Origin of the sequence: Myxococcus sp. AM009 (genome assembly GCF_013372605.1) — a bacterium.
Classification (GTDB): Bacteria; Myxococcota; Myxococcia; order Myxococcales; family Myxococcaceae; genus Myxococcus; species Myxococcus vastator.
This window is the reverse complement of record NZ_JABXEP010000205.1, coordinates 1-11557: the sequence shown is the minus strand read 5'-3', so window position 1 is coordinate 11557 and position 11557 is coordinate 1. Positions and strand designations below refer to the sequence as shown.

Annotated in this window: 9 protein-coding genes and 2 pseudogenes; 7 read left to right on the top strand and 4 right to left on the bottom strand. The window is 70.4% G+C overall.

The window, feature by feature from the left end:
- Positions 1 to 10 precede the first annotated feature (10 nt).
- The 6 genes and pseudogenes from HV824_RS38295 to HV824_RS32240 form a co-directional block, all read left to right on the top strand.
- Positions 11 to 73, top strand: a pseudogene (locus HV824_RS38295) (hypothetical protein); the annotation flags it as partial.
- A 50-nt stretch (positions 74 to 123) separates the two neighbouring features.
- Positions 124 to 1431: pseudogene (locus HV824_RS38090) on the top strand (AAA domain-containing protein); the annotation flags it as partial.
- A 214-nt stretch (positions 1432 to 1645) separates the two neighbouring features.
- Entirely contained in the window at positions 1646 to 1825 is a 180-nt protein-coding gene (locus tag HV824_RS32255; protein ID WP_255208508.1) for a hypothetical protein, read from the top strand.
- A 77-nt stretch (positions 1826 to 1902) separates the two neighbouring features.
- Positions 1903 to 2757, top strand: coding sequence for an alpha/beta fold hydrolase (locus HV824_RS32250; RefSeq protein WP_176420218.1), 855 nt, complete (start codon positions 1903 to 1905; stop codon positions 2755 to 2757).
- A 229-nt stretch (positions 2758 to 2986) separates the two neighbouring features.
- Positions 2987 to 5983: a choice-of-anchor D domain-containing protein gene (locus tag HV824_RS32245; protein WP_176420216.1), complete on the top strand. Its 2997-nt coding sequence runs from the start codon at positions 2987 to 2989 to the stop codon at positions 5981 to 5983.
- Between the two features lie 80 nt (positions 5984 to 6063).
- Positions 6064 to 7203 (top strand): serine/threonine-protein kinase, encoded by a 1140-nt coding sequence (locus tag HV824_RS32240; protein ID WP_176420213.1) that lies wholly within the window; start codon positions 6064 to 6066, stop codon positions 7201 to 7203.
- An 8-nt stretch (positions 7204 to 7211) separates the two neighbouring features.
- On the opposite strand, the gene HV824_RS32235 is transcribed toward HV824_RS32240, so the two are convergent.
- The 4 genes from HV824_RS32235 to ttcA all read right to left on the bottom strand — a co-directional run bounded on the left by HV824_RS32235 (position 7212) and on the right by ttcA (position 10135).
- Positions 7212 to 7574 carry a GFA family protein gene (locus HV824_RS32235; RefSeq protein WP_176420211.1) on the bottom strand — a complete coding sequence of 121 codons (363 nt, stop codon included), beginning with the start codon at positions 7572 to 7574 and terminating at the stop codon, positions 7212 to 7214.
- 65 nt (positions 7575 to 7639) lie between these two features.
- Entirely contained in the window at positions 7640 to 8464 is an 825-nt protein-coding gene (locus HV824_RS32230; RefSeq protein WP_176420209.1) for a phosphate/phosphite/phosphonate ABC transporter substrate-binding protein, read from the bottom strand.
- Positions 8465 to 8477: 13 nt separating this feature from the next.
- On the bottom strand, positions 8478 to 9302 hold the full coding sequence (locus HV824_RS32225; RefSeq protein ID WP_176420208.1) for a TerB family tellurite resistance protein: 825 nt from the start codon (positions 9300 to 9302) through the stop codon (positions 8478 to 8480).
- Positions 9281 to 10135 carry a tRNA 2-thiocytidine(32) synthetase TtcA gene (gene ttcA, locus HV824_RS32220; RefSeq protein ID WP_176420207.1) on the bottom strand — a complete coding sequence of 285 codons (855 nt, stop codon included), beginning with the start codon at positions 10133 to 10135 and terminating at the stop codon, positions 9281 to 9283. The genes HV824_RS32225 and ttcA overlap by 22 nt, the downstream gene beginning before the upstream one ends.
- 65 nt (positions 10136 to 10200) lie before the next feature.
- On the opposite strand from ttcA, the gene HV824_RS32215 reads away from it, so the two are divergent.
- On the top strand, positions 10201 to 11370 hold the full coding sequence (locus tag HV824_RS32215) for a ribonuclease D (RefSeq protein ID WP_176420206.1): 1170 nt from the start codon (positions 10201 to 10203) through the stop codon (positions 11368 to 11370).
- Positions 11371 to 11557: the final 187 nt, after the last annotated feature.

Here is an 11557-nt window from a genome sequence, read left to right as displayed (position 1 = left end):
CGACTCCGGCGTGCTCTCCGGCCAGCAGTTCGACCTGGCGCTGCTCGATGAGGCCACGCAGGCCACCGAGCCTTTGGCGCTGCTCGGCTTCCTGCGCGCGCCCCGCGTCATCCTCGCTGGCGACCCGGCACCGGCAAGTCCACCGTGCTGGCCGAGGTCGCCGCCCAGGCCGTGGCGGACGGCAAGCGCCTGCTCTGCACCGCCGCCAGCAACGCCGCCGTGGACCACCTGTTGGACTTGTGCCTGGACAAGGGCCTGCGCGCCATCCGCGTGGGCCACCCCGCCCGCGTGGCCGCGCGGCTCCAGGAGCACACCCTGGACATCGTCGTGGAGTCCCACCCGGACCGCGCCGTCTCCCGCGACCTCTTCGACGAGGCCTACTCCCTGCTGGGCTACGCGCGCCGCCAGCGCAACCAGGGCCGCAGCCGCGCGCGCTTCGCCAACGCCCGCGCGTCCACCTCCGAGGCCAAGGGCATGCTCGACGAGGCCCGCGCCCTGGAGCGCAAGGCCGTGAAGTCCGTGCTCGCCAACGCGGACGTCCTCTGCGTGACGCTCTCCAGCCTCGACTCCGGCGTGCTCTCCGGCCAGCAGTTCGACCTGGCGCTGCTCGATGAGGCCACGCAGGCCACCGAGCCTTTGGCGCTGCTCGGCTTCCTGCGCGCGCCCCGCGTCATCCTCGCTGGCGACCCGCAGCAGCTCCCGCCCACCGTCCTCTCCCAGGAGGCCGCGAAGGCCGGCCTGGGCGTGAGCCTCTTCGAGCGCCTGCTCAAGGACCACGGAGAGGGCGTCAAGCGCATGCTGCGCGAGCAGTACCGCATGAACGCCCGCATCATGGACTTCCCTTCACGGGAGATGTACGCGGGCGAGCTGCGCGCCCACCCCTCCATCGCGGACCGCACGCTGGACGCCGTCCTCACGCCCGGCGCGGACGTGGACGCGCCCCCCGTGCTCTACCTGGACACCGCCGGCAAGGGCTTCGACGAAGAAGTCGAGCCCACCACCCGAAGCCTCTTCAACCCCGGCGAGGCCGGACTGGTGGAGGCCCGCGTGCGCGCCCTGCTCGCCGCCGGCCTGTCGCCCCGCGAGCTGGCGGTGATTACGCCCTACAGCGCCCAGGCCCATCAGCTCCGCGAGCGCATCGAGGCGCTCAGCCCCGAGGTGGAGGTCGACACCGTCGACGCGTTCCAGGGCCGGGAGAAGGACGCCGTCATCGTCTCCCTCACCCGCTCCAACAGCGAAGGACAGCTCGGCTTCCTCACCGACCTGCGCCGCATGAACGTGGCCCTCACCCGCGCCCGCCGTCACCTCTTCGTCGTGGGCGACTCCGCCACCCTCAGCGGGCACCCCTTCTACGCCCGCTTCGTCGAGGGCACCCAGGCCACCGGCGGCTACCGCTCCGCCTGGGAGTGGCCCGACGCCCAGGACACCTGACACCTCGGGTTGTAACAGGGTAAAGGCAGACCCGCCCTGGGGCACTACGCAATCAATGCGAGGCTTTCCGGCCAAATTTGTCGCAACCGTGCACAATTTTTGTCACCCCGCTCGACAGGCGAGGTGGGGCGGTGCCGGAAATTCGGGGCCTTGAGGCCTCTCCACCAGTGCGGCATGAAACATGCTCCTCCCCGCGGCGGGGAGGAACCGCCACATGTCCCAGCAGGCGAATGTCACGAAGGAAAACGACGTCTGGGTTCTCCGTATCGAGAAGGACAACGGCAAGCAGCAGGAGTACCGCTGCGCCACCGAGAATCAGGCGCGCCAGCTCGCGATGGTTCTCTCCCGGCCCGACACGGGGGGGCCGCCGCGGCCGCCCCCCGGGCCCCGCTGAACGCGCGCCGCGTCCGGGCGTGGATGACGGTTCTCCCGGGCACGTGAACCGGGTAAGGCACGGGGCAGGAGGCTCCCGTGTCCAACGCGCTCGAATCCCTCACTGTTGATGCCGAAGGCCTGGCGCTGCATGTCCGGCAGCGCCCCGCGCCCGGCGCGCCCGCCGTGCTCTTCCTGCATGGCTGGCTGGACCATTCCCACAGCTTCGACGCCCTCCTCCCTCACCTGCCCCCAACGTGGCGGCTGGTGCTGCTCGACTTTCGGGGCATGGGCCGCAGCGCCCACGTGGGCCCCGGCGCCACCTACCAGTTCAGCGACCACGCGCTCGACGTGGAGGCCACGTTGGACGGGCTGGGCCTGGACGCGGTGCACCTGGTGGGGCACTCGCTGGGAGGCATCGTCTCCCAGGCCTACGCCGCCGCCCGCCCGAAGCGCGTGAAGAGCGTGACGCTCATCGAAAGCCTGGGCCCCGCTGGCGGGCCCGCGGAAGGGGCCCTGAGCCGACTGCGCAGCGCCCTGGATGACGCGCGCCGCCCGCCCAACCGCAAGCGCTACCCCACCGTGGAGGCCGCCGCCGCGCGGCTGCTGGAGAACAGCCCCACGCTGACGCAAGACGCGGCGCTGTACCTCGCCCGGCACGGGACGGAGCCATGCGAAGGCGGCTTCGCCTTCACCTTCGACCCGCGCCACCGCCGCCGCTTCGGCATGGGTTACGACGAGGCCCAATGGATGGCGCTCCAGGCCGGAATCACCTGCCCGCTGCAACTCATCCTCGCCACCGGCGGGCTGCGCCACGACGAAGCCCTCATGCGCAACCGGACGCAGGCGCTCCAAACCCTCGCCCAGCCACCGCTGCACCTCCCCGGCGGGCACCACGTCCACATGGAGCAGCCCGAAGTGGTCGCGGAGGCGCTCATTCGCTTCATCCGCTGACACCCACCTACATTCCCTCACCGACAGAAGGACGGGAAAGTCTTTCACCCTCCAGAGTATCGCCCTTCCTCTTTGCCCACCTGACGACACCCACCTCACGCCAACCTCCTGAAATCAGGAGGACGCCCCCTTGCTCTCTGGGTTGGTACGCAAATTGATTAGGGAGCAGGCGGCGGATCACGCATCGGGCCCAGCCGGTGGGTGTGGGGAGAAGGGTGGGGAGCGGGAAATGAGGATGGGGCTGACAGGGCGTGGACTCACACTGGCGTTGCTCGTAACCGTCGGGACGGCGTGCCACGAGGGGGTGGAGACCCGCGCGGTGCAGGCCACCGCGGTGGTGGACACGAACCTCCTCGACTTTGGCGACGTGCCCGTGGGCGAGTGGCGGGAGCGGGAGGTCCGCATCCGCAATGTCGGGTACGTGCCCTTCTCCGCCCTGGACGCGCTGGGTCTGGCCAACAACCCCTCCTATGAAGTGGAGCTGGGCGAAGGCGGCGAGCGGGTGATGCCGGGCGAGTCCCACGTGGTGCACGTCCGCTTCCACCCGCTCACCGAAGGCCTGGCGATGGAGACGGTGCACGTCAAGACGGACGCCAACCAGGGCGCGGAAGCCCAGGTGCAGGTGATGGGCATGGGCACGCCCACCCAAATCGGCGTGGAGCCGCCCTTGCTGGACTACGAGACGCTCGAGGTGGACAGCGAGCGCACGCTGGACGTCACGGTGACGAACCCCGTGGACCTGCCGCTGACGCTCACGGTGGCGGGCACGCACGCGGACCCCTTCACCGCGGACACCATCACCATTCCCCCGCTGTCGTCGCGCAAGGTGAGCACCCGGTACCTGCCCCGCGCGCTGGGGAGCATGGGCGCGCGCCTGGAGATTCTCTCCTGCGAGGGCTGCACGCCGTCCACCGTGGAGCTGAAGGGCAACTCGGTGGCCTCCGCCTTCGAGTTCGACCCGGCGCCCGTCCCCTTCGACCTGATTCCGGTGCATGAGCGCACGCAGTCGTACACACGGGCGCGCAACATCACCTGGCGCCCCGTCACCGTCGAGCGGCTGGTGACCAGCGACCATGCCTTCGTGCCAATCTCCCGGCCGGAGGGCTCCTCCGTCGGGCCGGGCGAAGTCGTCGAGATGCAGATGGAGTTCGCGGCGCGCTTCTCCGGTCCCAACGTGGGCGACCTCACGGTGCACTACACGTCCGACAAGGCGCGCGCGTCGCAGGTGATTCTGGACGCGCGCGGCGGCCGGCCCACGCTGGCGGTGACGCCGGTGTCGCTGGACTTCGGCGAGGTGCCGGTGGGCGGCAAGGTGGAGCGCGTCATCCGCATCTCCAACGCGGGCACCAACGGCAACCTCCAGTTCGTCGGCGTGGCGGCGGGCGGCGACAGCCCGCAGTTCAGCGTGGACGTGCCCACGCGCGGCACCGAGGCCTATCCGTGGAGCGGCGGCGTCTGGCCCGTGCTGGAGACGACGCCCGGGCTGCCCATTGCCCCCGGCGCCGACGCGCTGGAGCTGAAGGTCTACTTCGAACCCACCGCGGCGGGCACGTGGACGGCCGCGCTGCGCGTGCGCTCGGATGACATGTTCAACCCGGAGCGCGAAATCATCCTCACCGGCCGCTCGCGAGCCACCGCGCCGTGTGTGTACGAGCTGGTGCCGCAGCCGGTGATGGACTTCGGCAACGTGACGCCGGGCCGGGGCGCGGTGCTGGGCTTCCAGTTCCGCAACCCCGGCAGCGCCGAGTGCGCCGTGAAGGACATCCACATCAGCAATGACGGCGGCGGCGTCTTCTTCATGCCGGGCGGCCGGCTCACCGGCGGCGTGGTGCAGTACGACACGGGCTTTGGCGCCATGGTGGCCTTCCGGCCGCAGGCGGAGGGTGACTTCACCGGCGAGCTGCAGCTGACGGTGAGCAACCCGGCCGCGCCCACGGTGCGGCTGCCCCTCAAGGGCGTGTCCCGGCAGAGCTGCCTGGTGGCGACGCCGGCCTTCGTGGACTTCGGCCCCATCCGCTACGACTGCGCCGCGGCGCCCCGGAAGACGTACGTGGCCAACCGGTGCAGCAGCCCCATCACCGTGACGGGCGCGGACATCGGCAACGGCACCAGCAACCAGTTCTCGCTGGTGACGCCCATGACGGCGCCCGTCACCCTGGCGCCGGGCGAGGGCTTCGAGCTGGAGGTCGGCTACGCGCGCAACGTGCATGGCCAGCACTTCAGCCCGCTGTACCTGCGCACACCCAATGAGCCTTCACCCTTCCTCGTGCCGCTGCTGGCGGAGACGAACCACGAGGGCATCCAGGTGGACCGCTACACGCAGGGCACCGACAGCCAACTGGACGTCCTCTTCGTGGTGTCCAACACCACCACCATGCAGCAGTACCAGGACCGGCTGAAGGCGGCGATTCCACAGTGGCTGCAGCTGGCCCAGACGAACGGCGTGGACGTGCGCGTGGGCGTCACCAGCACGGGCCTGGTGGCCCGGGGCCCCCAGTGCGGCGGCGGCGCCAATGGCGGCGAGGCCGGGCGCCTCTTCCCGGTGGACGGCAGCCGGCCCCGCGTGGTGTCCAGCACCAGCGCCACCGCGGCCGCGGACCTCCAGGCCAACCTGGGCGTGGGCATGTGCCACAACCTGGTGCAGGGCCTGGAGACGATGCGCCAGGCGCTCTCCGCGCCCCTGTCCGAGCAGGTGGACGACTTGCGCACCCCGCAGCCCAATGACGGCAACGCCGGCTTCGTCCGCGCGGCGGCCCGCATGGCGGTGGTGGTGGTGGCCGACGAGGACGACAACTCCGGCTTCGGTCCGGAGAGCTACATCCAGTTCCTCCAGACGCTGAAGGGCACGGGCATGTCCCACCGCAGCCAGCTCTACGGACTGGTGCCCACCGACTCCGGGTGCGCCACCGCGGGCAGCGGCTCGGACCGCTTCACCGCCGTGGCCAACGGCACGGGTGGCCAGGTCGCCAACATCTGCGCCCAGAGCTACGACGGGCTGCTGGAGCAGGTCATCCAGCGCGCCGGAGAGCCGCAGGCGGACTTCCCGCTCACCGCGGCGCCCACGGGCCTGGGGGAGATGGGCGTGCGCGTCCAGGGCCAGCCGGTGCCCGCGACGCAGTGGCTCTACGACGCGGAGCAGAACGCCATCGTCTTCCAGCCCGGGGCCATCCCCCTGGCCGGCCAGTCGGTGGAGGTCCGCTACCGCAGCGTCTGCGCGGCCCCGTAGGCCCGGCGAGGAGGTCCGGGGCCCCCCCGACAAAACATGGAAGTCACGGTGTTACAGGAAATGATGCGCCGTGGACTTCCGTGCCCCCACCCGGCGCGGCTATCGTGGCGGACGTCGTGGAAATATTCGGCCGCTACGAGCTGCTTCGGAAACTCGCCATTGGCGGCATGGGCGCCGTCTACCTCGCCCGGCAGAAGGGGCCGGTGGGGTTCCAGAAGCTGCTGGTGGTGAAGCGGCTGCTGCCCCACCTGTCCGAGGACGACGAGTTCATCGACATGTTCCTGGACGAGGGGCGCATCGCCGCGCACCTCAACCACCCCAACATCGCGCAAATCTACGACTTGGGAGACGTGGACGGGCAGTACTACATCGCCATGGAGTACGTGCATGGCGAGGCCGTGGGTCCCCTGGGCGCCCGGGCCCAGCAGCACGGCATCACGATTCCCCTGGGGCTCAAGTGCCGCATCATCGCGGACGCCGCCGCCGGCCTGGACGCGGCCCACAACGCGCGCAGCCCTTCGGGCCGGAAGCTGGCGCTGATTCACCGGGACGTGTCCCCCCAGAACGTGCTGGTGGGCTTCAACGGCGGCGTGAAGCTCATCGACTTCGGCGTGGCCAAGGCGTCCGGGAAGCTGTCCCAGACGATTGTCGGCACCATCAAGGGCAAGCACGCGTACATGTCCCCGGAGCAGGCCCGGGGTGAGCCGCTGGACTCGCGCTCGGACGTGTTCGGCCTGGGGACGGTGTTCTACGAGCTGCTGACGCAGCAGCGCCTCTTCAAGCGCGAGACGGAGCTGGCCACGCTCAAGGCGGTGGTGGGCACGAAGATTGTCCCCCCGTCGGAGGTGGTGCCAGGGGTTCCCAAGGCGCTGGACGCCATCGTCTTCAAGGCGCTGGCGCGCAAGCGGGATGAGCGCTTCTCCACGGCGGGTGAGCTGCAGCTCGCGTTGGAGGAGTTCCTCCTGACGGAGAAGCTGCACGCGACGACGGCGCACCTGGCGGCCTTCATGCGGGGCATGTACGCGGAGGAGCTGGAAGAGGACCGCTTCGCCACCGAGCCCACCGTCATCAACTTCGACCCGCGTCAGGCGGCCAGGGTCCAGAATGCCCGGCCCGCCGCCCCGACCCGGCCGCCGGCCGCCGCGCCGGGTGCGAAACCCGCCCCGGCGAAGCGGCCTCCACCGAAGGGCCCCGGCGGACAGGGCGACGGCGGCAAGTAGCCCGAGGGCTAGAAGCGCCTCCCGTCCACCTTCATCACCGGCAGGCCGTCCAGTTCCACGCCGTCCAGGCAGCGGACGTTGATGGCGCGCATCTCCTTGCCGTCCGGCATCGTGCCCTTGCCGAAGGAGCGGACCCCGCACGTGCCACAGAACAGGTGGTGGATGGCCTTCTTGCCGAACTGGTAGTCGGTGATGTGCTCGGCGCCTTTCTGGAGGTTGAACTGCTCCGCGGGGGCGAAGGCCAGCAACATGCCCGTCTTGAGACAGATGGAACAGTTACAGGAAACCAGCGGTTGGCTCAGGTCCAGGCTCACGTCGTAACGGACCTGACCACAGTGACAACCACCCTCGTAGCGCTTGGACTCAGACATGCGCGCATCCTGCCCCAACGCGCGCGGGGGGAGCGGTACGAAACGATGACGCCCGGCAGGCGCGGCTACAGGCTGGCCAGCGCCACGCGGTACAGCGCGCGGTAGCCCATGCGCGGCGCGGCTTCGAAGCGCTCCGCGTTGAAGATGTCCTTCAGCAGCGCCTGACCGTCTGGCGACGACTGGAGGCTCAGCAGCGTGGACTCCAGCGCGCTCACCAGCTGCGGCTGCAGCCCCATGGCCACGGGGACACCGTCGTTGGGGGCCTCGTCGGTGTACGCAATCAGCTCGAAGCGCCGGCCGGCGCCCGCGCCCAGCACGTCCTCCACGCCGGTGGCGAACGTCAGCCCCGTGGACGCCGGCGGGCAGAAGACGCTGGTGACGTCCGCCTTGCCGTCCAGCACCGACTCCAGCGCGCCCTGGTACGAGCCCGCGAAGTGCTGCGCGAAGAAGGCCCGCGTCGGCTCCAGGCCCTGCGTCTTGAGGTAGGCGGTGGGCAGCAGGTAGCCCGCCACCGAATCCCGGTCCACCCACGCGGCGGTGGTGCCCTTCAGCCGGTCCACCGTCAGCCCCGCGCCCGCACGGCACACCAGGGCGGACCGGTAGGACGACATGCCCCGGCGCACGCCGCGAACCACCACGCGCACGCCCATGGCCTCCATGCGCGCGCAGACGAAGGGCGGGGCCCAGGCCGCGTCCGCGCGTCCGGAGAGCAAGTCCTTGGCGAGCGTCTCGTAGCTGGACGCGACGCTCACCTCCACCAGCTTGCCCAGGGCGCGCTGGAGGAACGAGGCCAGGCGGTCTGCGCGCTCTCGCGCCGTCTCGCTGCCCAGGGAGGGGGGCAGCCCGAACCGGAAGGAATGCCGGGGCGTCGAGGGGGCTTGCAGGGTCATACGACCCCCCTAACTACCCCTCCCTGCCCAGGCGCGCCACTTCATCGTCGGCCAGGCCGAAGGTGGCCTGGAGCATATCCAGGATTCGCTGCTCGGGATGGCTCGGGGCGCCCCCCGCGTGGGCAATCTTGGTGGCCAGCCGGAAGGCCTTCACCCGCTGGGCGTGCGTCGTCAGGCCGTGGGCCAGCACCTGGAGCCGCTGGGGCAGGCCCTCGGCGGCCAGGGCCGACACGGACTCGCTGACGAAGTTCTGGGCGCGCTCGGGGCTGACGTTCTCGAAGAGGGGGTCCGCCGCGAAGCTCTCCACCAGCGCCCGAGCCTCCGCCTCCTGGAGCTTCCCGTCCGCGGCGCTCACCAGCACCATGACCTCCGCGAACAGGCGCTCCAGCGGCTCGCCCAGCGCCTCCGCCAGGCTGCCGCCGTTCTCGATGACGTCGATGATTTGCGCCACCTCGTCCTCGGAGATGCCCAGCGCGGCCTGGAACGTCTTGAGCAGGCCCAGCTCGTCCCGCGTGGCGCGCTGGTCCGCCAGGGCCACCGCCGCCGCCAGCCCGAAGGCCAGCATCCGGTTCTTGTGGTCCGGCAGCCGGCGCCGCAGCGACGCGAGCACGTCCTCCAGATTCCTGGCCTCCGACAGCCGCGCGGCGCTGGTCTCCACCAGGGCGTTGAGCTCGTCCGGGCGGGTGCCCTCGAACTCCGGGCGCTCCAGCACGCGGCTGAGGAGCGTCTGCATCTCCCGCTGCGAGACGCGCCCGTCGGCCATCGCGGCCAGCAGCATCGCCTCCACCAGTGCGCCGTTGCGGTCGTTCCGCGCCTTCACTGCCTGCTCTCGAGCCATGGGCTGGCGCTCCCTTGAGTGTCCTTCGGTTCGGTCGTCGTAGCCCCTGCCTCGCTGGCGTGCAGCGGGTCGGGGTTGAGCGTCTTGTCCAGCAAATGGCTGGGCCGCACGTTCGCCATGGCGTTGAGGACGCTCTGGCGGACGTTGGGAATCTCCTTGCCCAGCTCCTCCATCAGCCGCTGCATCCGCTTGCGCTGGAGGTTCTCCTGCGTGCCGCACAAATCGCACGGGATGATGGGGAAGGCCATCAACTCCGCGAACTTCGCGATGTCCTTCTCCGGCGCGTAGCACAGCGGGCGGATGACCACGTTGCGCCCGTCATCGCTGCGCAAGAGCGGCGGCATCGCCTTGATGGAGCCGGCGAAGAAGAGGTTGAGCAGCAGCGTGTGGATGAGGTCGTCGCGGTGGTGGCCCAGGGCAATCTTGGTGCACCCCAACTCCACCGCCGCCGTGTAGAGGATGCCGCGCCGCATGCGCGAGCACACCGAGCACTGCGTCTTCCCCGGAGGCGTCTTCTCCAGGACGATGCTGTAGGTGTCCTCCTTCAACAGCTTGTACGGGTAGCCCTCACGCTGGAAGTACGCCTCCAGCTTGTCCGCTGGGAAGCCGGGGTGACCCTGGTCCAGGTTCACCGCCAGCAACTCGAACTTCACGGGTGCGCGGCGCTGGAGCTCCCGCAGGAGGTGCAGCATCGTGTAGGAGTCCTTGCCTCCGGACACGCCCACCATGATGCGGTCCCCGTCCTCAATGAGGCGGTGGTCCGCGATGGCTCGGCCCATGTGGCCAAGCAAACTCTTTTCCAGGCGCTGGACGTCGTTCATCGGCGCGGCCATCCTAGCGGCGGCCCGGGAAAAAACACCTCAATCCCAAGGCCCGGTCCGCTAGCCTGCCCCCCGCAATGCCGACCTACCCGCAAGGTGCCGTTGACGTAGTAGACGCCTCTGGAGAAGAGCGGGCGACCCGCACGCTGGAAGCCGCGCGCGAAATCGCCGTGGACCTGGAGGCGGACTCCATGCACGCCTTCCGCGCCCGGCTGTGCTTCCTCCAGCTCGCCACCGACGACCAGGTCTTCCTGTTGGACACGCTCCAGCCGGGCGTGGTGCCGGGCATGCTCGCCCCGCTGATGGCCGACCCGGCGCGCACCAAGTTCTTCCACGCCGCCCAGGGCGACCTCCAGTTCCTCGCCGAGGTGGGCGTCCGGGTGCAGGGCCTCTTCGACACCCACCGGGCCGCCACCCTGCTGGGGTGGCCCAAGGTGGGCCTGGCCGACCTCGCCCGGGAACGGCTGGGCGTGGAGCTGCCGAAGGAGCACCAGCAGTCGGACTTCTCCATCCGCCCCCTGCCCCCGGGCATGCGGGAGTACATCGCCAATGACGTGCGCTACCTGTGCGAGCTGGGCCGCCAGGTGCGCGACGCCTGCCGCGAGGCTGACATCCTGGAGGAGGTCCTCCTGGACTGCGACCGCCTGTGCGACGAGGCCGTGGCGCGCCCCGACGTGGGCGCGGACTTCAAGCCCAAGCTGCCCCGCGCCGGGCTGAACCCCACGCAGCTGACGCTGGCCCACGCCATTGCCCACGCCCTGCACCGCAAGCGGCTGGAGTGGGCGGAGCAGGACAACGTCCCCATGGGGCGGATGCTCTCCAACATGGCGCTGGGTGACATCGCGGTGAAGCTGCCCACCAACCCCAAGGAGCTGGCGCGCATGGCCGGCGTGCGGGGCTCCTTCATCCGCACGCACGGGGAGGAGCTCCTGGCCGTGGTGCGAGAGTTGCTGGAGAAGTCGCGCCGGGGCGAGCTGGCCCCGGAGCGCGAGCCCAAGGGCCCCAAGGACGCCAACAAGCGCAAGCGCGAGGAGGCCCTCAAGCTCTTCCGCGTGGAGAAGGCCACCGAGCGAAAGGTGACGCCCAGCGTGGTGCTGACCAACCCGCTGATGGACGCGCTGGCCTCGCAGCCCCCGAAGGACGTGGAGGCGCTGGCGCACGTGCCCTACTTCGGGGAGAAGCGGGCGCGGCTGTACGGCCCCGCGCTCATCGAGCTGCTGGCCACCTACCCCGTCCTCAACGCCTGAAGTGACGTCGGGGCCGCGACCTGCTCGCGGCCCTGACGCCAGTCATGGAGAATGTCCGCCCGCGCGCCCCCTTCGTGCCGCGGCTGGAGCTGCTCCCGGTGCGGTGCCGACACTTCCTCCTCCCGCTGCTCGTCCTCTGCCTCGGCGCATGTGCGGGCTCGCGGCCCCCGCCCGCCCCCACGCCGTC

Bases quoted from the DNA above. Each gene is read 5' to 3' on its own strand.
- HV824_RS32255 (WP_255208508.1), top strand. From the start codon at position 1,646: ATGTCCCAGCAGGCGAATGTCACGAAGGAAAACGACGTCTGGGTTCTC.
- HV824_RS32245 (WP_176420216.1), top strand. From the start codon at position 2,987: ATGAGGATGGGGCTGACAGGGCGTGGACTCACACTGGCGTTGCTCGTA.
- HV824_RS32235 (WP_176420211.1), bottom strand. From the start codon at position 7,574: ATGTCTGAGTCCAAGCGCTACGAGGGTGGTTGTCACTGTGGTCAGGTC.
- HV824_RS32230 (WP_176420209.1), bottom strand. From the start codon at position 8,464: ATGACCCTGCAAGCCCCCTCGACGCCCCGGCATTCCTTCCGGTTCGGG.
- HV824_RS32225 (WP_176420208.1), bottom strand. From the start codon at position 9,302: ATGGCTCGAGAGCAGGCAGTGAAGGCGCGGAACGACCGCAACGGCGCA.
- ttcA (WP_176420207.1), bottom strand. From the start codon at position 10,135: ATGGCCGCGCCGATGAACGACGTCCAGCGCCTGGAAAAGAGTTTGCTT.
- HV824_RS32215 (WP_176420206.1), top strand. From the start codon at position 10,201: ATGCCGACCTACCCGCAAGGTGCCGTTGACGTAGTAGACGCCTCTGGA.